The organism is Streptomyces sp. NPDC012474, assembly GCF_042955185.1.
Taxonomy (GTDB): Bacteria; Actinomycetota; Actinomycetes; order Streptomycetales; family Streptomycetaceae; genus Streptomyces; species Streptomyces cahuitamycinicus.
Genome location: NZ_JBIBEP010000006.1, coordinates 89,040 through 109,393 on the forward strand (window position 1 = coordinate 89,040; position 20,354 = coordinate 109,393).

Consider the following 20,354-nt stretch of genomic DNA (forward strand, 5'->3'; position numbering starts at 1 on the left):
GACCAACGGCTGATGACAGTGCGGACGGCCCTTCCCGAGACTGCTTCCATGGAGGAAGCCAGGAAAGTTCGCTTGGGGAAGAGGCCCGTTCCGTCCACGCCTACGGACGACAAGGCCACGCAACTCGCCGAATCGGCATGGGCCATCGTGCTCTTCTGCGTGGCCTGCGGTGCCGTCGGTGGCGTGCTGCTGCCGCTCATCGCCCGCTGGCTGCTCACCCTGCCGTGGGCGCCGCTCGAAGGCCCGGCCGAACTGCTGACCTCGGTCCCGGAACCCGCCCTCACCCTCGGCACGATCACGGTGGGCGTGCTCGGCGGCCTGCTGCTCGGCTTCACGGCGGCACACGAGTCACTGTCCGTGCGCGTCCGCGACACCCATGTGACCCTGGCCGTCCGGGACGGCTCCCCGGAGTTCACCCGTGAGGAGATCTCCGTGTTCTTCCGGGACGGCAAGCAGCTCGTCCTGCTCGGCCCGGACGGCATGGAACTGGCAAGGGAGCACTGCGGCCTGCCCTGGCAACGCCTTGCGGACGCCTTAGCGGAACACGGATACACGTGGGCGGAGGAGGACCCGTACCGCGCCGAGTTCCGCCGCTGGGTGCCCGGCACCCCGGGCCTGCCCGAGGGCGCGGACGCCCTGCTGAGGGCACGCGCGCAGGCCCGCAAACACGAGGACGACGCCAAGGACGCCCGGGAGTTGCGCGGCGAGCTGCTGCGGCTCGGGGTGGTCGTACGGGACGAGGAGAAGCGGCAGTACTGGCGGCTGGTGCGACGGGATTGAGCTTCACGGGGTCGGTCCGCGCTGCCGGTCCCGGGGGGCAGGGTCGGGTTGGTCCGCGCCGCAGGTCCCGGGGGCCAGGGGGTTTCTGACGGATCTCCGCGGAGAACCATCAGAAACCCCCTGGCCCCCCTAAACTCCGTGCGGAGGTCCCCGTGACAGTGACCCGCTCACCCGGCTCAGCCGCCGCGCTCGCGTTGCTCGTCGCCACGGCGTTGGTCGCGGGGTGCGCCGACCGGGCCCCCGACGCGTCGTCGGACCGGAGCCCGGCCGGATCCGCGCCCCGCCCGGCCATTCACCTGGACGAGGACGACGGCCGCGAGGTGGTCCCCGGCGGCCCGCCGGTCCCCTTCCGTGTCTCCGTCGAGGGCCGCCTGACCCGCGCCCAGGCGGCACGACGCGTACTGGGGCTCCACCTCGGCCTGATCCCCGACCGGCTCCAGTTCCGGGAAGACGGCGCGTGGCACGACGTGCCGCTCCTGTGGACCAACGAGCAGGACGACGACGGCGAGTTCGCCGCCGTCCTGCCGCTCGCGCACCGCGGCAGAGCCCGGACGGAGTTCGACTTCCGGGTGTTCACCGCCGACAGGGAGCGGGACTCCACGCAGGCCGGACTCTCCGCCCTGCGCATCGCCGCGCAGCTGGCCCCGAAGGGCTGGACACCCGGTCCCCACCCGGTGGCATCGGCGCCGCGAGTCCGCCTGCCGGTCGACCCCACGCACCTCACCATCGAGGCCCCGAACCTGCCCAGGGCGGTCAAGGGCGGCCCACCCGTGGAGTGGAAGGTGCGCGTGCGCAACGCGGCGGGCACCCGCACCCGCTCCGGCCTGCGCATCGCCGTCACCCTGAGCCCGGGAGACGTCGGCCGGCCCGTCGGCCACCTGCCCTGGTCGATCGGCGGGGACGGCCGGTGGACCGACCTGACGGGACGGACGCACGTCGAGACGGACGAGTTCACGCTCACGCCCGGCCGGTCCCGCACCGTCCGCATCCGCGTCGCCCTGCCGCCCGGAGCGGCGACGAACTCCGTCGGAGCCGCCGCGGTACTGTCCGCCGCGGTCACGGCCCCTTGGTGGCCGTCCGACCCTGACGAACCCTCGGGCATCTCCGGCGACCCGGCGTCCACGAACGTCCTGGCTCAGCGGTAGGGCGTGGTCACGGGGCGCAGGCCTGGGCGATCGACAGGCTGTTCTCGTAGAGGTGGTGCCGGGTGATCCGCCCGTCCTCGACGGTGAGCCGCAGAGCGAAGGGCCCCGAGAAGGACTTCCCGGTCGCCCGGACCGTCCCGGAGAGCTGCCCCATCAGCACGGCGTCGGTCCCGTCCACGAGGACGGCGTCCACGGACGCGCGAGCGTCCTCCGGGACGGTGTACCGGGCCAGCTCATCGGCCTGTGCCGCACATTCGGCGGCGGTGGACCGAGGCCGGATCCAGGGGACGCCCGGGTTGTCGGCGAGCATCCAGTCGACCTCGTCGGCGAAGAGCGCGGCGAGCCCCTCGGTGTCACCGGCGAGCCGGAGTCCGAGGAACTTCTGGACGGTGAGACGGGTGGCTTCCGCGGTGTCTGCAGGTGTCATGGGACCCAGCCTGCCGGGACAGCTGGGGAGCGTCGATTACGTCGGAGGTAACCGCGGTGCCGCCGCCGGTGGTGATCCGGGATGGGCCGGGAGGCGGGGTGGGCCGGGAGGTGACGTCGAACCTAGAATCGAACGCATGAACGATCCAGAGTCGCGGCTCGCGCTGCTCCGTTTCCTGGAGCGCGTGCAGGAACGCGACCTGGCACGCACCCGTCGATGGATCGCGGACGAGGAACGCCGCCAGGCCGAACACCGGCACGGTCTCCTGGCCAGGCCGCCCGCTCCGGACTGGCTGATCGAACGCGGCCTGTCCGGACGCGCAGCCGCGTACGTCCACGTCGGCGGCTGCTGGAACGCGGGCCGGCGCAGCAAGGGCGTCGACCGCGACCACGCCCGGCGCGCACTCGCCGAGGGGATCAAGGCCTGCCCGCAGTGCCGGCCGGACACGGAGCTCGGTTTCGTGGACGGGTAGAGCGGACGCGTTCGCGGTCACGAGCGCCGGAACCCGAGTATCAGCATCAATGTCAGTGCCCGGGGTTATGGTCGCGAGCGCGCGGGCCGGCTTCCGGGGGCTTCAGCTCTGCAGGGAATGGTTGCATCCCCGGCCTGTCAGGGGGCGGCCCGGAGAAGTCGCCCGGGACCCAACCGACGACCGGGCTCCGTCGATGGCCAGGAGGAGACCCGCCAGCGCCGGCCGCGCGGCACGCCGCCGCGGATGCGAGGGCCGGACCAGGGGGGCACGGCGTGCCCTCGGCGGGTCGGCGGGTCACCGCCGAGTCCTGCCACGCAACCGTGTGCGCCATCACGCCGAGGAGCGGTACTCCTCCCGCGTGATCGCCATGACCTGGACCGGCTGCCGCATGACGTCCGGATCCGGGTCCGTCTCCGCGAGCGCGTCCAGGTCCGCCTCGCTCCACCGACGCAGCCGCAGGTGTTCGGTGTGGCGCTCGGGGTGCCGGGTGGTCACAGCGTCCCGCTCCTTCGTGTGTCCTTGCCGGGCCGGGCCGGCAGCGCCCGGAGCCCGTCCGTCGCCTCCGCCTTCTTCCCGTCCTCCGTAATCCGCCGCATCAGCACGGCGTACCCCGCCCCGGCCGCCGTCCCGAGCACCGCGCAGGATCCCCACAGCCACTCCGCCCCGAACCGGTCGATGACGAACCCGGACAGCAGCGGGGCGACGAGGGCGGCCACGGACCAGGACATCGTGTACATGCCCTGGTAGCGCCCGCGTCCGTGCGCCGGGGACAGCTGTACGACGAGACCCGTCTGCGTGGGCGCGTTGACGATCTCCGCCAGTGTCCACACGCACACCGTGAGCGCGATGACCCCCACCGACCCCGCGAAGGCGGTGAGCGCGAAGCCGTACCCCGCGAGGAGGGACGAGACGACCAGCAGCCGGCGGGGATCCCGGTGCTCGATGAAACGGGTGACGGGGATCTGGAGGACGACGATCAGCACGCCGTTCACGGCGATCGCCATGCCGTACTCGGCCGGGGAGAAACCGGCCTCGCCCATGGCGACCGGCAGCCCCACCGACCCCTGCTGGAAGATCAGCGCGATCAGGAAGGACAGCCCGACGACGCTCATGAACCGCCCGTCGCGCAGTACGGTGCCCAGACTCACGGAGTCGTCGAGTGCGGCGGCCCGCACCGCCGGCTCGGCGGGCTTGGACTCAGGCAGCCGCAGGAAGACGAGGATCGCGCAGGCCATCGTCATCCCCGCCTCGATCAGGAACCCGGCGCGGTAGCTGGCCTCGGCGATGAACCCGGCGGCCGTGGAGGAGACGGCGAAGCCGAGGTTGATGGCCCAGTAGTTGAGGGAGAAGGCGCGAATCCGGTCCTCGGGCCGGACGATGTCCGCCATCATCGCCTGCACGGCGGGCCGCGAGGCGTTGCTCGCCATGCCGACCAGGAAGGCGACACCGGCGATCGCGACGGGGTCGTGCACGAAGCCCAGCAGTGCGACGGACACGGCGGTCGAGGCCTGCGCGATCAGCAGCGTCGGCCGTCGGCCCAGCCGGTCCGCCATCACCCCACCGCCCAGCGAGGAGACCACCCCGCCGAGCCCGTGCAGGGCGGCGACCAGACCGGCGTACGTGGCGGAGTAGCCGCGGTCGAGGGTCAGGTACAGCGCCATGAAGGTGGCGACGAATGCACCGAGCCGGTTGACCAGCGTGCTGGTCCACAACCACCAGAACTCGCGAGGCAGACCCGAGACCGTCTCCTGGACGGCACGTCGGGCACGCAGGACGTACGGCATGGATCCCCCCGGAGCGACAAGTGTCAGCGGCACTGACTGCCGCACTGTGTAAGCGGCACTAACGGCAAGCGCAAATTACAAGTCGCCGCTTGACGGGGACCACTCAATTAGCAGATCCAGTCAAACGTCCGCCTGCCGGGCAGCCACGCGAACGGGCGAAAGCGTGGATTACGCTCTGGGGCATGGCCGACGCACCGTACAAGCTGATCCTCCTCCGCCACGGCGAGAGCGAGTGGAACGCGAAGAACCTGTTCACCGGCTGGGTGGACGTCAATCTCAACGAGAAGGGCGAGAAGGAGGCAGTCCGCGGTGGCGAACTCCTGAAGGACGCCGACCTCCTCCCCGACGTGGTCCACACGTCCCTCCAGAAGCGCGCGATCCGCACGGCCCAGCTGGCCCTGGAGTCCGCGGACCGCCTCTGGATCCCGGTCCACCGCTCGTGGCGCCTGAACGAGCGCCACTACGGCGCCCTGCAGGGCAAGGACAAGGCCCAGACGCTCGCCGAGTTCGGCGAGGAGCAGTTCATGCTGTGGCGCCGGTCCTACGACACCCCGCCCCCGCCGCTCGACGTCGACGCCGAGTACTCCCAGTTCTCCGACGCGCGCTACGCGACCCTCCCTCCGGAGCTGCGCCCGCGCACGGAGTGCCTGAAGGACGTCGTCGTCCGCATGCTCCCGTACTGGTTCGACGCGATCGTCCCCGACCTGCTGACCGGCCGCACGGTCCTGGTCGCGGCCCACGGCAACTCCCTGCGCGCCCTGGTCAAGCACCTGGACGGCATCTCCGACGCGGACATCGCCGGCCTCAACATCCCCACGGGCATCCCGCTCTCCTACGAGCTCGACGCCGACTTCAAGCCCCTGAACCCGGGCGGCACGTACCTGGACCCCGAGGCGGCGGCAGCGGCCATCGAGGCGGTCAAGAACCAGGGCAAGAAGAAGTAAGCAGCGCTGAAGAAGCCCCCTGCCTGCGGGTTGTCCGCTGGCAGGGGGCTTGTTGTTGGGCTTGGGCCGTCTCTGGGCCGTCAGGGGTGACGGCGCGAGCGACGGACTCGGATGTCGAGAGCGATCAGCAGCGCCACCGGCACAGCGATCTCGGCCGGGGCGTTGGCCCAGAGGGCGAGCGCACCGCCGGCCGTGCCGATGAGCGCGAGCGGCAAGTCGCGGGGACAGATGTCGACGGTGACACCTGTGCGTGGGACCATGTGGCCTCCGTCTGTGGTCGGTTCCTGGCTAGGGATTCCGGGTGCGGAAATGCAAACGAATGCCGCCCCTGCACGGGCGGCATTCGCATGTGGTGAGACTTTCGCACAGATACGTCTTCTCAGACAAACGTGCAGCTAGATCAAGGGCTTCTACTTCTACAGTAGAAAAGTCGAAGATGAGGATGCTTCATGGAGTCGACGTTCCAGCTGTGGAACAACTTGTTCCATGAGTTGAACGACAACTTGTTCCACAGCTTGAGCAGGGCATACGCCCTTGGTTGGACTCCGTGAGATTCGCGCAGGCAGGGCTCCTTGCATGCGTGCAAGAAAGCCTTTCTTGCACGCATGCAAGAAACTCTCCCTAGGGAGGGAAAGAGCTCGACTGCTGTTCCTGGAACGTTCTCGCCTGTTCGTGTTCGGCTTCAGGTGAATGGTCGTAAGTATGAGCGATTGCTTTTCTCGTGCGCTCTTGACTGGACGGCATCAGATGCGCGTACACACGGAGCGTCAGGCCCGGGTCCGAATGGCCGAGGTACTCCGCGAGGGCCTTGATGTTCTCGCCGGCGTCCAGGAGCACCGAGGCGTAGAAGTGCCGGAGGGCGTGCATGCCGTTCTCGCGGGACTCCGCGTAGGACTCGCCTGGCTTCCGCTCAGGGATCACTCCGGCCGAGGCAAGCGCCCTCTTCCACACTTCCTCGTTGAGGGACGTCCGCCAGACATGACCGCCACGCGGGCCGGTGAAGATCAGCCGCTTGGTCACGGGAGGCCCGTCCGCCACCTTCCACGGCAAGGTGATCTCCACCGGCGGGAACCGCTTCCTGTGGTCCCGGAGGGCATCAGCGACCGGACCGGGCAGCGGCACGTCCCGCAGCTTGCCACCCTTGGGTGGAGCGAACACGGGCTTGCTACGGCTCAGCTTGAGCTGCTGGACCACGTGGAGCGTGCCCGAAGCGAAGTCGATCGCGTCGACGGCGACGCCAAGGATCTCTCCCTGACGTAGACCGCAGCCGACCCCAAGATCGACCATGGCTTGGTACCGCTCGGGCATGCCGGCCCGGACGGCGAAGACCCGCTCTGCCGTCCATGGGACGACTCGCTTGCTGTCCACGGTCGGCGGCCGGACCGAGCGAGCAGCACACGGGTTCCGAGGAAGGTGCCCATCGTCCACGGCAGCGCTCAGAGCCGCCCGCACGTTGGAGTAGATCGTCCGAGCGTACGAGCCTCGGACGCCGTTCTCTTGGAGCTGCCTCACCCAGTCACGGATGTGAGCAGGCTGGAAGGAGCCGAGCGGACGCGACCCCAGGTACGGGAACGCGTGCAGCCGAAGCTGCGACTCCATCGACGCCTGGGTGTTCGGATCCGGTGCGTGAGTCACCCAGTTCTCGGCGTACTGCTGAAACGTGATCCGTGCCGCGCGCGGGTCGGTGTACTGCCCGCGCGCCATGTCGGCCTCAGTCTGGGTCAACCACTGCTCGGCGAGCCGCTTCTGCCGGTCAGGAAAGCTCTTCGACTTCTCCGTGCCGTCCGGGCCGACGTACCGAGCGCGGTACCGCATGCCCGAGCCGTACCGCTCGGTCTTGACCTTGCTGGTCTTGCCGTCCGGGCCAACCTCGATCTTGTACCAACGGTCCTGGATGTGCCCGGCCATCAGGCAGCCTCCCCAAGCTGGGCATCCACCCAGGCCCGCACGTCGATCGGGTCGAAGCGCAGGTGCCGGCCGACACGGAAGCCTCTGGGACCGGTGCGCTTCCTACGCCACTGGTAGACCGTCTCGACGCTGGGCAGGTCGAACATTTCGACCAGGTCTTCAGGCGTCAGATACCGGGAAGGCAGAGGGCGCGGCTCGGCAGCCACGTCCGCCAGGTTGAGGCGTCGGTTAGCCACGGGTTGGTTCTCCTTCCGTTCCGGGGGCGGGTTCGAGGGATGCGGCCAGCCAGGCTTCGGCTTCGGACAGACCGGTTCCGGCGAAGACCCAGTGAGCGAGGACGTACGTCGTCTCGGGCTCGGGGCCGGTGGCTGCTGCGGCTTGGGCGCGGCGCCATGCGGCGCGGGCGTCGCGGAGGGCGCCGAGGGTGGTGGAGTAGCGGCGGGACTTGGTGGAGAAGTGGCCGCGGAATCCGAGCATGTGAGCCCACGCGCGGAGCCGCAGGTGTTCGAGGTCCTTGCGTGCGCCGAGGAACCATGCGGTGCGGATCAGGCGGCGGGCGTGGTCGCTGATGAGTGCCGGCCGGAGTAGTGGCGTGCGCGGGGAGCTCCCATCCCGTCTGCCATCGACCCAGGCAGAGCCGAGCAGACGCGGCCCCTGGCGTCCAGGTCGTTCGTACAGTGGCGCGCTCCACCTGGACGCCAGGGGCCACGCCCGCTCCACGGTGTGTGGGTCGACGGCAGACGGGATGGGAGCTGGGGTGAGTGGTGGGTTGAGGTAAAAACGCCTCGTGTGGCCATGCCGTCGAGAAGGGGAACGGCTCCAGGGAAATCGGGTTCGCGAAACGGACGCCTCCTGCGACGCTGTGCGCATGACCGAGACGACCCCCTACGACGTCGACCGCGCCCGATTTTTCCGCCAAGCGCTGGCACGCTTGGTGCTCTGCGACCATGCCGTGGACGTCGCTGACAGCGCGAGTGGCCTGGTCGCGACCCGCCACGACCCTGACACGGGCCCCGGGGGCCGGGTTAGTCAAGCGCTCCAGCTCATCGAACTTGCTGAACGCGCGCTGGTCTCGGCTGTGGTCTATGAGCGCGAGCGGGGTACCTCTTGGGCGGACATCGCCCGCTACTTGGGAATCGATCCTTCGGAAGCTGAGGCGCGTTTCGTCGCCGACCTAACCCTCTGGGATACGGCGTTCGAGGTCCCTTACCGACTCGACGACACAGGTCGCAAACGCGTACCCCAGCTGCCCACGGCGGCTTATGACCCCGCCTGGGCCTGCACTCAGCTCGACCGCTGGGCCTACCTCCAGCGGCTGGGCACCGACGACGACCATGCAGTGAGCTCCGGTCTCGTCATGGCCGCGACGGAAGAAGAAGGATGTCCGGGAGCGGAAGAAGGCTGAACGTGTCACCTCGGCCCATGTCAAGACCACGTGGGGCGGCTGACACCAGTGGCTGACACCAACAAGCGCGAACAGTTGCGGTCGACGCCGCACCCCAGTGGACGATGTGCCGAGGCTCAGGCCCGGTTGTTCGACGACGACGGACCCCCGTGATCGACCTGATAAGGATGAGGCCACAGGTTCAAATCCTGTTAACCCCACCGGTTCGAAGACCCTCGGCCCATCGAAGTCGGGGGTCTTGGGCGTTCACGGCTTCTCGCTCAGTTATTCCTCAAGTCTTCGTTGATGCGCTTGTGACGCTTGCTTCACATGTGGTGAGATGATGATCGCAGCCGGGAAGCGACCAACCCGGCTGGAGGCAACACACAAAACGGGGGGCGCACTTATGCGCAGCAAGATACGGATTCTCGCCGCTGCCACCGTAGTTGCGGTGCTTGGTATGTCGACTATCGCGCACGCCGATAGCGGGGAGGATGAGATAACTCCCGCTGACGGCGGCGGGATTGTCCTGAACGATGGGCGTGTCATCGGTTTCGGTGACGAGGTCACGTTCACCTTCGAAGGGGAGCGCGAGAAGGCGAGTGATGGCAGAAGCGCGAGCGCGTGCCCTGAGGTGAACGACAAGCCGAAGTACAAAGTCAAGGGATCGCCGTACTTCATAGCCAGCAAGCCGCCGAAGTCGACCTGGCTGCTGCCCGGCCAGAGCGTGTCCTGGGCCTTGACCGAAAGCTATGAATTCACCTGGGACATCGGCGTCAGTGCGGAAGCCGAGGCCGGGATCATCCTGTCGAAGGCCAAGACCTCTGTCGATACCAAGATCAGCAACAAGTGGACATGGTCCGGTACGCAGACCGTCACCGACAAGAACACCACAACGAAGGGGTACCGGGCGGTGCTCGGCCAGCAGGGATGGAAGCTCACGGCCACCAAGACGTGGATTGCTCCGCCTTGCAAGGTTAAGAAGAAGACCATCGTCATCAAGGCTCCCAGGAAGGGCGACATTTCGATCGGGCGGAAGAATTCGTGATGATCAGCGGCAGGCGCGTGCGATATCTCTCCATTTGCCTGGGCATCTCCATGCCGCTCGCTGTGGGGGCTTGCAGCTCCAGCGAGCCGTCTCCTCCGAAGGCCTCGACTTCGAAGACCTCCGCTTCGGACGGGGCAGAATCGGCGAAGTCGGTGCTGGAGAAGGGAATTATCGAAATGGAGTCGCTGAGTGACGGGTCTGGCGTGCTGGAGCGGAACTTCGGGAACACGCTGGCATCCGTGCCCGACGATGTATTGAGCGTGGCATTCGCGTTCACTTGTACGGGTGGCGAAAAGGTGAAACTGACGCTCACCACTGCGGGCAAAGACGCTGCATCGGGCACCCTTGTATGTGACGGGTCCATTTTTCAACGGAGCATCAACACGGCCGAGTCGGGCCCTGTCGCATTTTCGGCTGTTACCGCTGACGGCACGAGCGGTGGCTATGCCTACGCCTACTACGTCGAGAAGAAGAATCATTCGTAGGATTCCCTGAAGGCTCGCGAGAGCGTATGAGCCCCCGACACTTCCCAAGTGGTGGTCGGGGGCTCGCCCAGGGCGGTTGCAAAGTCTTGGCGGGGTCGAATGGTTGCAGGTCACGGTGGTGTGACGACCGCCGGTGGGCCCGTCCCGTACATATCGAAGTTCCGGTTGGAGTGGGCGAGAGATCAAGTCGCCTTGCCTAACCGGAGCTTCAATGTGCCGTCAGTCTGCCAGCGTCTGCCTGATCAAGTCGCCCTCGCGTCAGCACCGCGCACTGCCCGGACTACCCGAGCTGGCCACGTTGGCTGACCCCGCGCCACCGGCGCGGGAGGCGTCACCCGTTCGTGAGCGTGTTGCTCATCGCCTGCTCGGCCGTGCTCAGCGGCGCAAGGTGGTCGGCCGACAGCGTCTGGATCAACGACGGCGGGCACTCCTACCGAAACCCGGCGGCTCTGCAGCTGCGCGGCAGAGCGTGATCAACGCGTTTCACGGACTCGGAGTTCTGCGGCGAGGGCATAGAGCGGTTCGGCATGGTTGCCTTGGACGTCCCGCCCACCGCTGATCTCGCCAAGGTGCAGAAGCTGCTCAGCCATGGCGTGGCCAAGGAGCGGTGGGACATGGAAGAGGGGTGCGTCACCGCGCAGTGGCGGGTTACCTCCGCCGGCTGAGGCCGTTCATGTGATCCACGGCTGGGCCGTCCCTGGGCCGTCCGAGGCCGCTCAACAGTGGCCAATGACGACCAACGACGACCACCAGGCACGCGAGCCCACCGGGCCTGACCAGCAAAAAACCAGCTCCCCAAGATCCCCGGCGAGACCCAGGGCAAGAAGAAGTCGCTTTTGTGATCATGCCTCCCACCTGCGCATATGGCGCGAGTGGGAGGCATTTTCGTGCTCTGGATCCTCCCTGGAACCTCGGCCCTCGTGATCTTGTGGCCTGAGTGCCCTGCCGAGAGCCTTACGGGCCCGGTCCCGACTGCTCGGCATGAGGTGCGCGTACACCTTGAGCGTCAGCCCCGGGTCAGAGTGCCCGAGGTACTCCGCGAGTGCCTTGATGCTCTCTCCCGCATCGAGGAGCACGGACGCGTAGAAGTGACGCAGGGCGTGCATGTCGTGCTCGCGGGCGGCGGCGTGCTCGCGGCTCTTGGCCCTGGGGATGACACCCGCCTTCGCCAGTGCGGGCTTCCAGTGGTCTTCGTTCAGCGACGTACGCCAGACGTGCCCGCCGTTGGGGCCCGAGAAGATGAGCCGCCGGGACACCGGCTGGCCGCGAGCGCAGCGAGCTGCCAAAGGGCTGTCCCGTAAATGATCTTTGGGTCACCTCGGGCGTGCTTGGCCATCGCGTGGTCCGCTCGTTTATCCGGCGATGGCGAGGTTGTGCATGCGGGCGATGCCGAGCATGGCGTGGTGGACGCCGTCCCCTTTGAGGCGGCAGTCGCGCAGGATCTTCCAGGTCTTCATTCGGGCGAAGACGTGCTCGACGCGGGCGCGGACCTGCTGGTGGGACTTCTTGTGCGCTTCCTTCCAGTCGGGCAGGTCTTCGCCCTTGCGGCGGCGATGGGGCATGACAAGTCCGGTGCCGGAATAGCCGCCGTCGGAGATCGTGAGTGTCCTGCCGACGGCGGCTTTGGCGCCGGATTCCTCCCACGCCTTGCAGTCGTTGCGGTTGCCGGGCAGTGGTCGGCCGACCACGACGACGAGCCGGGTGTCGGCGTCGATGACGACCTGGTGGTTGGTGGAGTACCGGTAGTTCTTCGACTGCTCGGCGATGGTGCGGTCGCGGGTGGGGACCAGGGTGCCGTCCACGATGAGCACGGTGTCCTTGGCGAACCGTTTGCGGGGCTGGAGCGCGAGCATCGGCCCAAGATGGTCGATCACGCGGTCCGCCGCGAACTCGGACACCCCGAACAGCGGGGCAAGTTGGCGCATCGTCAAGTTCGTGTGCCAGTACGCCGCGACCAGCAGTGCCCGGTCCTCCAGGGACAGGCTCCACGGCCGACCCTTGCGGACCGCATCCGCACCCTCACGCCGCAGCACCGTCAGCAGCTTCCCGAAGGCACGCGGGCTCAGCCCGGTGGACGGGGCAATCCAGGACGGCTCCGACGCCGTGATCACACCAGCCACGCCAGGATCATGGCACCGGTCAGCAGGTCCGTCAGCAAGCCTCCCCGCCTCAGCGGAACTCGTGCACCACCTGGATCTCGCCGACAATGTGGGCGTTGAAGTCGTCCAGCTCCTCGGCCGGAACCCAGAGCTCGAGGATCGTCTGCCCGCCGGCCTGCTGTACGGGATACCGGCTCAAGAACACCGACTCGACCTCAAAACGAGTGACGAACCCGGCGCCATCGTGCTTCACGTTCCAGTCCCGCGCGATCCTGACCGCGTAGTCCTCGTTGAGGACCGGGTAGAAGATCGGCTGCTCGGGCAGCCGGGGCGGCCAGGCACGCCAGTTCAGCTCCCGAACCAGATCCAGCTCCTTGGGGCCGGTGGGGCGCCACAAGGTCGTCGTTGCTCGCTGGCTGGTCATCTGTATCGCTCTCTGAACGTAGGCCGTCGGTACGACGGGTCGAGACCGGACGATACCGGCACCGCGAACTCAGCAGCTACGCAGTTTCCGCACCCTCCCAGCTCCGTGACCAGCAATTACGGGACAGCCCTAAGGGACGCGCGGCCGTAGGCCGTTCGTTCTTGCCCTTCCTCCGCCGGGCGCGCCGGCACTGCTGACGCCCTCGTCGCTTGTCTTGTCGCTTGTCGTGATGAGACAGGGCCGCACTTCGGGTGACCCGGAACAGGCTCTGACCTGCGGGCCGACAAGCGACAAGACAAGTGACAAGACAAGCGACACGCGGATCAGACCCGTGGGTTAGCCCGGACACGTCGGCGGAAGGATGCCGATATGTCCAAGCCAAAGAGCTTCACCGCATGGTTGAAGACCCACGCCGATCACCGCACTGCCATGGGAGATCTCGCGCGGGACGTCTCCCATGACCCCGACTGGCCCTCAAACAAGGGAAAGCAGGGCCAGCTTGACTACCTCGAAGAGCGCGGCGCCATCGACGCGGCTATCGAGACGCTCGAACGTGCCTGGTCTCGATACGAGGCGTACCAGGCCGCTCAGACAGATACCTGAGCAGCCAGGGAGCCGAAACCTGCCTGGAACCTCCGAGGTCAACAAGCAGCGACAGAGAACGACCGCCAACGACCGCCCGCACACAGGTCAGTTGCGGTGCAGCCCCCGTTGATCAGGGCCAAAATGCGGGCGGTCGAAACCCAGGGCAAGAGGAAGTAACGCGACACCAGGATTCTCTGGGGCTGGTCAACCGCATCGGGTGCAACAGCGTGGCGCCGTCGCTGAATCGGGCGATGGCGCCGTCCCGGCGGATGGACGTTCACCTGTCGGGCGCGTCCGGGTCGGGCGCGTCCGGGTCGGGGGCTCGCGGCGGGCGCTCGCTCTGTGGCAGACCGTCGACGACCAGGTCGTAGGAGTGCTCGACTGCATCGTTGATCAGCTGCTTCGTGATGCCCCGCCCGGGCCCGCGACGTCCAGTGGCTGTTGTCGAAGCAGACCGGGTCGTCGGTGACGATCAGGAACACCCTGTCCGCTACTCCGCTCACCGGGCCGCCCGCGTGCTGATGCCGTAGGTGTGCGGGTCGACGGGCTGCTCGGCCTTGGTCAGGTGGGCGACGACGAGCAGGTAAGAGTCGGTGACAAGTTCCCTGACGAGCTCCTTGTCGACCCCTGTCCCGCCCTCCAGCGTGATCCAGTGCTTCTTGTTCATGTGGTAGCCGGGGGTGATGTGACTGTTGTGCTCACGGAGAGCCTGGGCTTCGCCGGGGTCCGCCTTGAGAATCACGACCGGGCGCCCGGGGACCTCGGTCATCAGCATGAACACCTTGCCTCGTACCTTGAAGACCTCCCAGTCGGGTCCGAAGGGATGCTCCAGCTGCGCTCCCGGAAGTTCTTCCGCGCACTCGGCGGCGAATATCTGCAGGGTCGATCCGTTCATGAGGGTTTCCTTTCTTCAATGGTGGGGGCGGAAGGGGCGTCGGCCAAGGGACGCGGGCGGCATGCCCAGCCCCCTTCCTCAAGCGGGCAAAGCGGGCAGTAAGCTGCGGACACGTGATGGTCGACAAGCGACACCCCAGGCCTTCTCCATGTGCCGGACGCAGCGAGCAGGCCGTGCAGGCCGCGGTTCCGCTGTACGGTTTCCAGCCCCCGGTCGGCACTCCGTACGGCCTTGAGGTGAGCACCGTCGAGGACTTCTTCGCCGAGCACGACGACTGGCCATGGAATCCGCCCCGTCCGGGCCGTGCCACCTTCCACTACCTGATCCTCGTCACCGAGGGTGAGCTGCTCCACGATGTCGACCACGTCATGCGGACCGTCGCCCGCGGCCAGTGGCTGTGGGTGCGTCCCGGGCACGCGCAGTGCTGGCATCCGCCGGGTGCCGTCCGCGGCTTGTTCATCCTGTTTGAGCCGGACGTGCTGTCGTCCGACGCCGCCCGTCTGCTGGCCCCGCTCACCGGGCACGACGCCCCTGCTGTTCTCAGCCCCCAGCCCGATGACGCGGCCTGGCTGCGGCAGACGGCGCTTCAGCTCCTGGACGAGCACCGTGCACTGGGGCGCCGCCGGCTCGATGTCCACCACGCGCTGCGGCGCAGCCTGCTGGAATCGTTGTTGCTGCGCCTTGCCAGTTCCCCGGATGCCACCTCCGACGGCGTATCGGCGGGCGGCGCAGGCCGCGGGGACACGTATGCACGGTTCGTGGACGCTCTGGAGCTGCACTTCCGGGAACTGCACCGGGCTGCCGACTATGCCGGGCTGCTCGGCTGTTCGGTTCGCACCCTCAGTCGCGCGGCTCGGGACGCCACCGGCAAGGGGGTGCGTCAGGTCATCGACGAGCGGCGGCTGCTCGAAGCCCGGCGCTTGCTGGGAGGTGCCGGTTGGGGCGCCCGGGATGTGGCCGTCCATCTCGGGTTCACCGATCCCGCGAACTTCGGCCGCTTCTTCCGTGGCCACACCGGTCTCACCCCGGCCGCCTTCGCGGCCCGCGAAGCCAGGACCGGCATGTGAGGCGGGCGCGGCACGAGCCTGCATCCCCACGGCCGCCACTGCCTTGATCGCGTCCGGAACAGGAGCCGGGCCGGGGCCGGCCGCCCCCCCGGATCCTCTGCTCACTGGCGGGGGCGCGTCACCTCGGATCCCCGGTCAGGACGCGATCGCGCCTGTCGCGGTCTGGGCGAACGCCCAGTTGGAGTGCACGATGCGCCACTCGCCGTCATTCAGCCGATACGCCTCGGTGGCGTTCCAGGCGCGCAACTGCCGCTCGTTGCCGTTGTCGTCGAGCACGTAGGTGTTCAGGTTGTAGGCCAGGACGGCGAAGTCACCGCCGTCGCTGACGTGCACCACGGGATTGAGGTACTCGTTGCGCACGATGTGCGGGTTGGAGTAGATCGCCTCGATGTGGGCGACGGCCGCGTCGCAGCCCACGACCAGGTCCTTTTCTATCGGGTCGAAGTAGCTGATGTTCTCGGCGTAGTTGTCGAGGTAGCCGCGGTTGTCGCCGACGCTCCACCGCTCGTTGAAGGACTTCTCCAGTTCCAGGATGGTCTTGCTGATTTCTTCCTTGTTGACGCCCATGACAGTCTCCTTGTCGTGCATGCCGCCGTCGGCCGGCTCCGACCGGCGGCGGATGAGTGCGTGTCTTCTCAGTCGTCGAGCAGCACCACGTGCTTGCCCGGTGTCGTGCCGGCCTCGACGTCGGCCTGGGCATCGCGCACCTGCTCCAGGCCGTGGTGGACCTTCGCGACCGGGGCCTTGAGCCGCCCGGCGGCGTGGTCGCCGCAGCACCCCTCGATCCTCTGCCGACATCCGGCGAATCGCCCAGTCAGTGGCGGACACCTGATGGTCAAAAGGGGACACCCGCGGAAGCGTCGCGATCGCACGGCTTCACCGGGCCCTTCGCCCCGGCCAGGAAACGCTGAGCGCCCGCCCCGTCACCCGTTCGGCTCGGCCGGAACCGCCATGGACCAGGAGGGATGGGCCAAGGCGTCCTGGTCAGGCCGCCGGGCAGCGAGGAGCGGGACGTGGAGCTGTCACCGGTGGTGTGCGGTGCGCAGCTCATCGGTGAACCGGGCGAGGGCCTCCTCGGCCGTGGGGACGGGCCCGAACAACTGCTCCTGGCGACTGGGGTCGGCGACGTAGCGTCCGGTCTCGAACCAGCGGAACATCGCGGCCATGTCCTTGATCAGGGGCACGAAGCGGCCGGCGACGGCTCCTGCCGCGCGGGCGACGACGGTCGGGACGACCCACACCTTGATCTTCTTTCCGGCCCGGCGGCCCATCACGTCGGCGACCTCCCGCATGCTGACCGGACGGTCCCAGCCGATGTCGATACGCTCACCGGCCTCGGCCTCGGCGTCGACCGCGGCTGCCAGGTACGCCGCGAGATCGGAGGTGTGGACGAAGGTCAGCGGGACGGTGGCCTTGCCGATCCAGACCATGCGGCCCTTGTCGACCGGGTCGCCCGCCATGTTGGCGACCTGGTCGAGGAACGCCCCCGGGCACAGGGCGACGAACGGGACGCCGAGCTGTTCGAGCTTGTCCTCGGCGAGCTTCTTGTGCCAGAAGTGCGGGACATCGGGCGTCTGGTCGCTGGTGAGGATGCTGGTCAGAACGAACCGACGGATGCCGGTGCGGTGGGCGGCCTCGGCGAGGTTGGCGTTGCCGATGGTGTCGATGTCGTCGGCGTTCTTGCCGCCGCGGGTGTAGCCGGCGGCGGTGGTGATGACCGCGTCGGCGCTGTTCATGGCGGCCACGAGCGAGTCGACGTCGAGCATGTCGCCGCGGGCGATCTCCACGCCCCGGCTTTCGAGCCGGCCGGCGTCGCTGGCCGGCCGCACCAGGGCGCGGACGTTCTTGCCGCGCCCCAGGAGTTCGTCGACCACCTTGCTCCCCAGGGAGCCGGTGGCCCCGACGACGAGGACCGGGAGGGTGGTTGAGTGGCCGGCAGGCATGGGGGTCTCACTTTCTGTCAGGTCATCAGCGAGGGGCCTGGCGGGCGGGGCAGGACCGGTTGCAGACATGGGCACCTGGGTGCTGGGCGGGCCGATGGATGCGGTCCGTGGGCACCTGCGCGCTGGGCGGGCCGATGGATGCGGGCCGTGGGGGCGGGTCCGCAGTGCGCTGCGCCACCGGAACGTGCCGCGTCCGAAAGCAGCCGCGGCGGGGTGCGTGACAGGGCCGGCCTGAAGGTGGTCGCGCCGCAATTGGGGCGGTGTGCACCCCGGGCCGGGTGCCCCTTGTCACTTGAGGTGTGGCGTACGGGGATGGGGTGCACACCGGGGAGTCACGGAGACTCTTCTTCCGGCAGCGCGCGGCTGCTGATCGCCTCCGTGATGGCGTATGCGGTGCGGACGAAGGACTCCGCCTGCTGCTCCGACAGATTCCGGGCGGAGGCCTCCTCCAGGGCCTGCCACAAGGCCGCGATGGGCTCGCGCATCGCCCGGCCCTTGTCGGTGAGGTGGACCACCATGACGCGCCGGTCATGTGCGGCCGGCTCGCGCATGACCAGGCCGGCGTCCTGCATGCGGCGTAGCGCCTTGGAGATGGTGGAGTGGTCCACGCCGAGGCATTCGAGCAGCTCGGACTGGGACTGGCCGTCCCGGTCAAGAAGGTGCATCAGCAGCAGTTCCTGTCCGGGATGCAGGTCCATCTCGCGCAGCAGGGCGGCGGCGTAGGCGCGGTGGGCGCGGGCGAGTTGGAAGATCGCGTAGCTCATCGGTCCTGCGTCGGCCGTCGTGGGGATGCGGGGGTCCGGAGTGGGCATGGTTCGGTTCCTCAGCCGGTGTGGGTGGGGTAGTCGGTGTAGCCGGCCGCTCCGCCGCCGTAGAAGGTGGCCGGGTCGGGGGTGTTCAGCGGCGCGCCGGCGCGGAGCCTCGCCACCAGGTCGGGGTTGGCGAGCGCGAGGGCGCCGACGGAGACGAGGTCGGCCGTGCCGTTGTCGACGTCCTTGGCGCGGGCGGGCAGGTCGGTACCGGCCCGGTTGAGGATCAGCGTGGTCGGCCACAGCGCGCGCAGGGTTCCCAGCAGCTCCTCGTCGCCCGCGTGCACCACGTGGAGGTAGGCCAGGTCCAGGGGACGCAGGGCCTCCAGGAGCGCCGGGTACAGCTTGGCGGTGTCGGACTCGGCGATGTCGTTGTAGGGGTTCGCGGGGGAGATGCGGATACCGGTGCGCTCGGCGCCGATCTCGTCGGCCACCGCGGCGGCGACCTCGACGGCGAAGCGGAGGCGGTTGTCGAGGGAGCCGCCGTAGCGGTCGGTGCGCTGGTTGGTGTTGTCGGACAGGAACTGGTGGACCAGGTAGCCGTTGGCGCCGTGGATCTCCACGCCGTCGGCGCCGGCCGCGATGGCGGCCGCCGCGGCCCGCCGGAAGTCGTCGACGGTCGCCGCGACCTCCTGCGTCGACAGAGCACGGGGGGTCGGCATCTCCTGGGGCCCGGACGCGGTGAACATCGCGCCCTGTGGACGGATTGCCGAAGGGGCGACCGGCCGGCGGCCGTGGGGGGTGTTGTCGGGGTGGGCGATGCGTCCGGTGTGCATCAGCTGGATGACGATCCGGCCATCGGCCGCATGCACGGCGTCGGTGACCTTGCGCCACCCGGCGATCTGCTCGTCCTTGTGGATGCCGGGGGTGAGGAGGTAGCCCTGGCCGTCGGCGGAGGGCTGGGTCCCCTCGGTGATGACGAGTGCGTGCGAGGCCCGCTGGGCGTAGTACTCGGCGTTCAGCTCGGTGGGCACGCCTTCCGGTGTTGAGCGGTCACGGGTCATGGGGGCCATGACCAGGCGGTGGGGGAGAGACATGCCGCCGAGAGTGGTCGGCGTCCAGAGGGAATCCAGCATGAGAGGTCCTTCGACATGGCGGTGACCGGCCGGTCACCGGAGGCAGCGGGTAGGTGTGTGCGGGGCGGGCGGGCGTGCTCAGCCGACGGTCAGGACGAGCTTGCCCCTGACGTGCCCGGTGTCGCTGACCTGCTGGGCCGTGGCGGCCTCGGCAAGGGGGTAGGCGGTGACGGTGGTGACGAGCTTGCCGGCCGCGGCATCCTGGGCCAGGGCGGCCAAGCGGACGGTCGAGCGTTCCGGGGACCCCTGGGAGAAGGTGATGCCCAGCCGGCGTGCACCGAAGTCGGCGATGGTGACGATGCGCTCGGTGCCGCCCCGCAGGGTGATGGAGTCCTCCAGGGCTCCCTTCCCGGCCAGGTCGAACACCGCGTCCACGCCGTCGGGGGCCAGCGCCCGCACCCGCTCGACCAGGCCCTCGCCGTACACGGTCGCGGTGGCGCCGAGCGAGGCGAGGTAGCCCTGGTTGGACGGGCCCGCGGTGGCGATCACGCGTGCTCCTCGGGCCGTGGCGAGCTGGACCGCCAGGGTTCCCACCGCTCCGGACGCGCCGTGCATCAGCACGGTTTCCCCGGCGGTGACGCCCAGCAGGTTCAGGACCCGCTCGGCCGTCTCGCCCGCCACCGGCAGCGCGACCGCGTGCTGCCAGTCGAGGCCGTCGGGCTTGAGGGCGACGGTGGTGGCCAGCGCGTACTGGGCGTACGAGCCGGTGTCCGACCAGCCCAGCACCTCATCACCGACCTGCACGTCGCTCACACCCTCACCCAGGGCGTCGACCACGCCGGCGAGCTCGCCTCCCGGGACGGCGGGGAGGGTCGTCGGGCGGATGGCCTCCAGCATCCCGGAGCGGATCTTGCCGTCCAGCGCGTTCAGGCCGGCTGCCTTCACCCGGACCCGGACTTGGCCGGGGCTGGGCTGCGGGACCTCCATGTCCGCCTCGTGGAGCACGTCCGGGCCGCCGAACTGGTCGAAAACGATCGCTTTCACGATGACTCCATTTCTTTGGCCGCCGGCCGCCAGAAGTGTGGCTGGCCACATAATCAACGTAGCAGCAATCATGTGGCTAGCCAAGTATTCGCGAC

The 20,354-nt window shown here is 68.5% G+C and carries 24 protein-coding genes and 4 pseudogenes; 11 read left to right on the forward strand and 17 right to left on the reverse strand.

The genetic code is table 11. The annotated features are described in order from the left end of the window. The first annotated feature begins 72 nt into the window (after nucleotides 1-72). Nucleotides 73-780 carry a hypothetical protein gene (locus ACFY9S_RS15550; RefSeq protein WP_391127935.1) on the forward strand — a complete coding sequence of 236 codons (708 nt, stop codon included), beginning with the start codon at nucleotides 73-75 and terminating at the stop codon, nucleotides 778-780. 152 nt (nucleotides 781-932) lie between these two features. Continuing rightward, entirely contained in the window at nucleotides 933-1,925 is a 993-nt protein-coding gene (locus ACFY9S_RS15555) for a hypothetical protein (RefSeq protein ID WP_391127938.1), read from the forward strand. Nucleotides 1,926-1,932: 7 nt separating this feature from the next. Here the strand turns inward: ACFY9S_RS15555 and ACFY9S_RS15560 are convergent, their stop codons facing one another. Further along, a complete protein-coding gene (locus ACFY9S_RS15560; RefSeq protein WP_391127940.1) occupies nucleotides 1,933-2,352 on the reverse strand; it encodes a nuclear transport factor 2 family protein in 420 nt (139 codons plus the stop codon). A gap of 136 nt (nucleotides 2,353-2,488) precedes the next feature. Here ACFY9S_RS15560 and ACFY9S_RS15565 point away from each other — a divergent pair, with 136 nt between their 5' ends. Continuing rightward, complete coding sequence (locus tag ACFY9S_RS15565) at nucleotides 2,489-2,824, forward strand: DUF6233 domain-containing protein (protein ID WP_391127943.1); 336 nt, start codon at nucleotides 2,489-2,491, stop codon at nucleotides 2,822-2,824. 330 nt (nucleotides 2,825-3,154) lie between these two features. Here the strand turns inward: ACFY9S_RS15565 and ACFY9S_RS15570 are convergent, their stop codons facing one another. Both ACFY9S_RS15570 and ACFY9S_RS15575 read right to left on the reverse strand, forming a co-directional pair. After that, complete coding sequence (locus tag ACFY9S_RS15570) at nucleotides 3,155-3,319, reverse strand: hypothetical protein (RefSeq protein ID WP_391127946.1); 165 nt, start codon at nucleotides 3,317-3,319, stop codon at nucleotides 3,155-3,157. After that, nucleotides 3,316-4,608 carry an MFS transporter gene (locus ACFY9S_RS15575; protein ID WP_391127949.1) on the reverse strand — a complete coding sequence of 431 codons (1,293 nt, stop codon included), beginning with the start codon at nucleotides 4,606-4,608 and terminating at the stop codon, nucleotides 3,316-3,318. The genes ACFY9S_RS15570 and ACFY9S_RS15575 overlap by 4 nt, the downstream gene beginning before the upstream one ends. Before the next feature lie 182 nt (nucleotides 4,609-4,790). Between ACFY9S_RS15575 and ACFY9S_RS15580 the strand changes: the two genes are divergently transcribed. Then, nucleotides 4,791-5,552 (forward strand): phosphoglyceromutase, encoded by a 762-nt coding sequence (locus ACFY9S_RS15580; RefSeq protein WP_102912912.1) that lies wholly within the window; start codon nucleotides 4,791-4,793, stop codon nucleotides 5,550-5,552. A gap of 80 nt (nucleotides 5,553-5,632) precedes the next feature. On the opposite strand, the gene ACFY9S_RS15585 is transcribed toward ACFY9S_RS15580, so the two are convergent. The 4 genes and pseudogenes from ACFY9S_RS15585 to ACFY9S_RS15600 form a co-directional block, all read right to left on the reverse strand. Beyond that, entirely contained in the window at nucleotides 5,633-5,812 is a 180-nt protein-coding gene (locus ACFY9S_RS15585; protein ID WP_391127952.1) for a hypothetical protein, read from the reverse strand. A gap of 361 nt (nucleotides 5,813-6,173) precedes the next feature. Further along, a complete protein-coding gene (locus ACFY9S_RS15590) occupies nucleotides 6,174-7,460 on the reverse strand; it encodes a tyrosine-type recombinase/integrase (protein ID WP_391127955.1) in 1,287 nt (428 codons plus the stop codon). Then, nucleotides 7,460-7,696, reverse strand: coding sequence for a helix-turn-helix domain-containing protein (locus ACFY9S_RS15595; RefSeq protein WP_391127958.1), 237 nt, complete (start codon nucleotides 7,694-7,696; stop codon nucleotides 7,460-7,462). Before ACFY9S_RS15595 ends, ACFY9S_RS15590 begins: the two co-directional genes overlap by 1 nt. Beyond that, nucleotides 7,689-8,030: pseudogene (locus ACFY9S_RS15600) on the reverse strand (replication initiator); the annotation flags it as partial. The gene ACFY9S_RS15595 and the pseudogene ACFY9S_RS15600, both read right to left, overlap by 8 nt. Nucleotides 8,031-8,328: 298 nt before the next feature. Between ACFY9S_RS15600 and ACFY9S_RS15605 the strand changes: the two are divergent. The 5 genes and pseudogenes from ACFY9S_RS15605 to ACFY9S_RS15625 all read left to right on the forward strand — a co-directional run. Beyond that, nucleotides 8,329-8,865 (forward strand): hypothetical protein, encoded by a 537-nt coding sequence (locus tag ACFY9S_RS15605; RefSeq protein WP_391127961.1) that lies wholly within the window; start codon nucleotides 8,329-8,331, stop codon nucleotides 8,863-8,865. A gap of 385 nt (nucleotides 8,866-9,250) precedes the next feature. After that, nucleotides 9,251-9,892: a hypothetical protein gene (locus tag ACFY9S_RS15610; RefSeq protein ID WP_391127964.1), complete on the forward strand. Its 642-nt coding sequence runs from the start codon at nucleotides 9,251-9,253 to the stop codon at nucleotides 9,890-9,892. Beyond that, nucleotides 9,892-10,377: a hypothetical protein gene (locus ACFY9S_RS15615; protein ID WP_391127967.1), complete on the forward strand. Its 486-nt coding sequence runs from the start codon at nucleotides 9,892-9,894 to the stop codon at nucleotides 10,375-10,377. The genes ACFY9S_RS15610 and ACFY9S_RS15615 overlap by 1 nt, the downstream gene beginning before the upstream one ends. A gap of 341 nt (nucleotides 10,378-10,718) precedes the next feature. Then, nucleotides 10,719-10,850, forward strand: coding sequence for a hypothetical protein (locus ACFY9S_RS15620; RefSeq protein WP_391128838.1), 132 nt, complete (start codon nucleotides 10,719-10,721; stop codon nucleotides 10,848-10,850). Further along, nucleotides 10,820-11,042 (forward strand): annotated as a pseudogene (locus tag ACFY9S_RS15625) (DUF4265 domain-containing protein); the annotation flags it as partial. The gene ACFY9S_RS15620 and the pseudogene ACFY9S_RS15625, both read left to right, overlap by 31 nt. A 177-nt stretch (nucleotides 11,043-11,219) precedes the next feature. Here ACFY9S_RS15625 and ACFY9S_RS15630 read toward each other — a convergent pair. From ACFY9S_RS15630 to ACFY9S_RS15640, 3 genes and pseudogenes are all read right to left on the reverse strand, one after another. After that, nucleotides 11,220-11,648 (reverse strand): annotated as a pseudogene (locus ACFY9S_RS15630) (tyrosine-type recombinase/integrase); the annotation flags it as partial. Nucleotides 11,649-11,729: 81 nt separating this feature from the next. Beyond that, nucleotides 11,730-12,497 (reverse strand): transposase, encoded by a 768-nt coding sequence (locus ACFY9S_RS15635; RefSeq protein WP_391127970.1) that lies wholly within the window; start codon nucleotides 12,495-12,497, stop codon nucleotides 11,730-11,732. Between the two features lie 49 nt (nucleotides 12,498-12,546). Beyond that, nucleotides 12,547-12,900, reverse strand: a complete 354-nt coding sequence (locus tag ACFY9S_RS15640; RefSeq protein ID WP_381039968.1) for a hypothetical protein — start codon at nucleotides 12,898-12,900, stop codon at nucleotides 12,547-12,549. 369 nt (nucleotides 12,901-13,269) lie between these two features. Between ACFY9S_RS15640 and ACFY9S_RS15645 the strand changes: the two genes are divergently transcribed. Further along, on the forward strand, nucleotides 13,270-13,503 hold the full coding sequence (locus ACFY9S_RS15645; protein ID WP_391127974.1) for a YozE family protein: 234 nt from the start codon (nucleotides 13,270-13,272) through the stop codon (nucleotides 13,501-13,503). Between the two features lie 481 nt (nucleotides 13,504-13,984). On the opposite strand, the gene ACFY9S_RS15650 is transcribed toward ACFY9S_RS15645, so the two are convergent. After that, nucleotides 13,985-14,380, reverse strand: a complete 396-nt coding sequence (locus tag ACFY9S_RS15650; protein ID WP_391127976.1) for an MmcQ/YjbR family DNA-binding protein — start codon at nucleotides 14,378-14,380, stop codon at nucleotides 13,985-13,987. Between the two features lie 113 nt (nucleotides 14,381-14,493). On the opposite strand from ACFY9S_RS15650, the gene ACFY9S_RS15655 reads away from it, so the two are divergent. Then, nucleotides 14,494-15,447: a helix-turn-helix domain-containing protein gene (locus ACFY9S_RS15655; protein ID WP_391127979.1), complete on the forward strand. Its 954-nt coding sequence runs from the start codon at nucleotides 14,494-14,496 to the stop codon at nucleotides 15,445-15,447. A 135-nt stretch (nucleotides 15,448-15,582) separates the two neighbouring features. Here the strand turns inward: ACFY9S_RS15655 and ACFY9S_RS15660 are convergent, their stop codons facing one another. The 6 genes and pseudogenes from ACFY9S_RS15660 to ACFY9S_RS15685 form a co-directional block, all read right to left on the reverse strand. Then, nucleotides 15,583-16,014 carry a nuclear transport factor 2 family protein gene (locus tag ACFY9S_RS15660; protein WP_391127982.1) on the reverse strand — a complete coding sequence of 144 codons (432 nt, stop codon included), beginning with the start codon at nucleotides 16,012-16,014 and terminating at the stop codon, nucleotides 15,583-15,585. Nucleotides 16,015-16,082: 68 nt separating this feature from the next. After that, nucleotides 16,083-16,208 (reverse strand): annotated as a pseudogene (locus ACFY9S_RS15665) (NADPH:quinone reductase); the annotation flags it as partial. A gap of 261 nt (nucleotides 16,209-16,469) precedes the next feature. Next, nucleotides 16,470-17,390, reverse strand: a complete 921-nt coding sequence (locus tag ACFY9S_RS15670; RefSeq protein ID WP_391127985.1) for an NmrA family NAD(P)-binding protein — start codon at nucleotides 17,388-17,390, stop codon at nucleotides 16,470-16,472. A gap of 332 nt (nucleotides 17,391-17,722) precedes the next feature. Beyond that, the gene (locus ACFY9S_RS15675) at nucleotides 17,723-18,202 is read right to left on the reverse strand and encodes a MarR family transcriptional regulator (protein ID WP_391127988.1); all 480 of its coding nucleotides are present in this window, start codon (nucleotides 18,200-18,202) and stop codon (nucleotides 17,723-17,725) included. A gap of 11 nt (nucleotides 18,203-18,213) precedes the next feature. Continuing rightward, nucleotides 18,214-19,275 carry an alkene reductase gene (locus ACFY9S_RS15680; protein ID WP_391127991.1) on the reverse strand — a complete coding sequence of 354 codons (1,062 nt, stop codon included), beginning with the start codon at nucleotides 19,273-19,275 and terminating at the stop codon, nucleotides 18,214-18,216. 78 nt (nucleotides 19,276-19,353) lie between these two features. Then, on the reverse strand, nucleotides 19,354-20,259 hold the full coding sequence (locus ACFY9S_RS15685) for an alcohol dehydrogenase catalytic domain-containing protein (protein WP_391127994.1): 906 nt from the start codon (nucleotides 20,257-20,259) through the stop codon (nucleotides 19,354-19,356). Nucleotides 20,260-20,354 lie beyond the last annotated feature (95 nt).

Bases quoted from the DNA above. Each gene is read 5' to 3' on its own strand.
- ACFY9S_RS15560 (WP_391127940.1), bottom strand. From the start codon at position 2,352: ATGACACCTGCAGACACCGCGGAAGCCACCCGTCTCACCGTCCAGAAG.
- ACFY9S_RS15565 (WP_391127943.1), top strand. From the start codon at position 2,489: ATGAACGATCCAGAGTCGCGGCTCGCGCTGCTCCGTTTCCTGGAGCGC.
- ACFY9S_RS15575 (WP_391127949.1), bottom strand. From the start codon at position 4,608: ATGCCGTACGTCCTGCGTGCCCGACGTGCCGTCCAGGAGACGGTCTCG.
- ACFY9S_RS15580 (WP_102912912.1), top strand. From the start codon at position 4,791: ATGGCCGACGCACCGTACAAGCTGATCCTCCTCCGCCACGGCGAGAGC.
- ACFY9S_RS15585 (WP_391127952.1), bottom strand. From the start codon at position 5,812: ATGGTCCCACGCACAGGTGTCACCGTCGACATCTGTCCCCGCGACTTG.
- ACFY9S_RS15590 (WP_391127955.1), bottom strand. From the start codon at position 7,460: ATGGCCGGGCACATCCAGGACCGTTGGTACAAGATCGAGGTTGGCCCG.
- ACFY9S_RS15605 (WP_391127961.1), top strand. From the start codon at position 8,329: ATGACCGAGACGACCCCCTACGACGTCGACCGCGCCCGATTTTTCCGC.
- ACFY9S_RS15610 (WP_391127964.1), top strand. From the start codon at position 9,251: ATGCGCAGCAAGATACGGATTCTCGCCGCTGCCACCGTAGTTGCGGTG.
- ACFY9S_RS15615 (WP_391127967.1), top strand. From the start codon at position 9,892: ATGATCAGCGGCAGGCGCGTGCGATATCTCTCCATTTGCCTGGGCATC.
- ACFY9S_RS15640 (WP_381039968.1), bottom strand. From the start codon at position 12,900: ATGACCAGCCAGCGAGCAACGACGACCTTGTGGCGCCCCACCGGCCCC.
- ACFY9S_RS15645 (WP_391127974.1), top strand. From the start codon at position 13,270: ATGTCCAAGCCAAAGAGCTTCACCGCATGGTTGAAGACCCACGCCGAT.
- ACFY9S_RS15650 (WP_391127976.1), bottom strand. From the start codon at position 14,380: ATGAACGGATCGACCCTGCAGATATTCGCCGCCGAGTGCGCGGAAGAA.
- ACFY9S_RS15660 (WP_391127982.1), bottom strand. From the start codon at position 16,014: ATGGGCGTCAACAAGGAAGAAATCAGCAAGACCATCCTGGAACTGGAG.
- ACFY9S_RS15670 (WP_391127985.1), bottom strand. From the start codon at position 17,390: ATGCCTGCCGGCCACTCAACCACCCTCCCGGTCCTCGTCGTCGGGGCC.
- ACFY9S_RS15675 (WP_391127988.1), bottom strand. From the start codon at position 18,202: ATGCCCACTCCGGACCCCCGCATCCCCACGACGGCCGACGCAGGACCG.
- ACFY9S_RS15680 (WP_391127991.1), bottom strand. From the start codon at position 19,275: ATGCTGGATTCCCTCTGGACGCCGACCACTCTCGGCGGCATGTCTCTC.